This window comes from Megasphaera sp. AF13-6AC (genome assembly GCF_027685385.1).
Classification (GTDB): Bacteria; Bacillota; Negativicutes; order Veillonellales; family Megasphaeraceae; genus Megasphaera; species Megasphaera micronuciformis.
Window position 1 is genome coordinate 1 of the sequence record NZ_JAQCUN010000189.1, and the last position, 1,848, is coordinate 1,848.

General features: G+C 46.6%; 3 protein-coding genes and 1 pseudogene. All 4 read left to right on the forward strand.

Going from position 1 to position 1,848, the window contains the following annotated elements; genetic code table 11:
* Nucleotides 1-291: sugar-binding domain-containing protein (locus tag PGX78_RS07940; protein WP_333524022.1), on the forward strand; the 291-nt coding region annotated here is incomplete at its 5' end.
* Between the two features lie 18 nt (nt 292-309).
* The gene (locus PGX78_RS07945; RefSeq protein ID WP_270446379.1) at nt 310-681 is read left to right on the forward strand and encodes a PTS glucitol/sorbitol transporter subunit IIA; all 372 of its coding nucleotides are present in this window, start codon (nt 310-312) and stop codon (nt 679-681) included.
* Between the two features lie 111 nt (nt 682-792).
* On the forward strand, nt 793-1,611 hold the full coding sequence (locus PGX78_RS07950) for a transketolase (protein ID WP_006942017.1): 819 nt from the start codon (nt 793-795) through the stop codon (nt 1,609-1,611).
* Nucleotides 1,611-1,848, forward strand: a pseudogene (locus tag PGX78_RS07955) (transketolase family protein); the annotation flags it as partial. The gene PGX78_RS07950 and the pseudogene PGX78_RS07955, both read left to right, overlap by 1 nt.

A 1,848-nucleotide genomic window follows, 5' to 3' on the forward strand; every position in this document is an offset into this window, starting at 1 on the left:
TACATAGATGAAAAAATTTTGAAAAAATTTTCCGAGCAGGGTGCCGTCGGCGATATAGGACTTCAATACTTCGACATTAACGGCTCACCCCGGGCCTTTGTTTCACATAATGAGCGTGTGGCCGGTATGACCTTGGCCGACTTGCGAAAGGTGCCGCGGCGTATTGCCGTAGTGGCCGGTGAAGATAAGGTGAAAGCTGTTGTCGGTGCCGTGCGAGGCGGTTACATAAATACGTTGATTACCGACGCATCCTGTGCACAGGCGTTAGTGAATTTTAATGAAGAGTTATAGAATTAAGGGAGTTAACATATGAAATATTGTTCGGAAATAGTGGCTATCGGGGCGGAAGCTCTGGAGTTTTTGAAAGACCCCGATTCTCGGTCGCTTATTCTTTTTGATTATACGGCTTCGCCCGATTTGGCGGATATATCGATTTTGCAAAAGAAGAAGGGCGGTATGGGCGAGCCGGCAAAAGGCGACACCCTGCTAATCGGTGATAAGGCCTATACGATTACGGCCGTAGGCAGTGAGGCACCTCATACCTTGGCGGAGTTAAGCCATTGTACTCTGTGCTTTAAAGGCGGTGAAGTTCCGGAGCGACCGGGGTGTATTATGCTTGAAGGTGATGATAAACTGACCGCCTATGACATACAAATCGGTACTTCCATCGAAATATATTGATTGTGCTATGTGTAAAATGAAATCATACTTTACTCATATGCAATTTTATATTATCCTTGAGTAGCGTACATATTTTCCTAAAAGAGCGGTAAGAACAAAGGAGAGAAAAATATGACTAATGAAGAATTGGCAATGCGGGCTACTGCTGTACGCCGCAATATTGTAAAAATGTTGACGAAAGCCGGATCGGGACATCCCGGCGGCTCTCTTTCCGTAACGGATATTTTAACAGTATTATACTTTGACACGATGGATGTGACTCCCTCCGAGCCGCATCGTGCAGACCGGGATCGTTTTGTGTTGTCTAAAGGCCACGCGGCACCGGCGTTGTATGCCGTCTTGGCTGAAAAAGGGTATTTTCCTGAAGAAGAATTATTCAGCCTTCGCAAATGCGGTGCCATGTTGCAAGGCCATCCGGATATGAAACATACGCCGGGGGTCGATATGTCTACCGGCTCTTTGGGGCAGGGTTTGTCCGTAGCTAACGGCATGGCCTTGGCTGCTAAAACGGATGGAGCTGAATGGCGTGTTTATGCTGTTTGCGGTGACGGTGAAATTCAGGAAGGTCAGATTTGGGAGGCTGCCATGTCGGCAAGTCACTATAAACTGGATAACCTGACCTTGTTTATTGATCATAACAAGTTACAAATAGACGGAGCAAACAGTGAAGTTATGTCTGTCATGCCTATTGCGGAAAAATTCAGAGCCTTCGGTTGGAATGTTATTGAAATCGACGGTCACAATATGGATGCCATTCGCAGTGCTTTGACGATTGCCAAGACGACTGTTGGAAAACCGACCGTTATTGTAGCGGAAACCGTAAAAGGTAAAGGTGTATCCTTTATGGAAAATCTTGTCGGCTGGCACGGCAAAGCACCGAATGAAGAAGAATGCGCAGCTGCACTTAAGGAATTGGGAGGCGAAGCATAATGGGAACAGCTACTAGAGCCGCATACGGTCATGCTTTAAAGACCGAAGTATATAAAAATCCGAATGTAGTTGTACTGGAAGCCGATTTGGGCAATGCGACCAAATCCAATGCTTTTAAAGAAGTGGCACCTGAACGATATTTCAATATGGGTATATCCGAACAGGATCTGATCGGTACGGCCGCCGGTTTCGCCGCTGCGGGAAAAATTCCCTTGGCCAGCACCTTTGCCGTCTTTG

Excerpts from the sequence above, each read along its gene's own strand:
- PGX78_RS07950 (WP_006942017.1), top strand. The coding sequence starts at position 793 with ATGACTAATGAAGAATTGGCAATGCGGGCTACTGCTGTACGCCGCAAT.
- PGX78_RS07945 (WP_270446379.1), top strand. The coding sequence starts at position 310 with ATGAAATATTGTTCGGAAATAGTGGCTATCGGGGCGGAAGCTCTGGAG.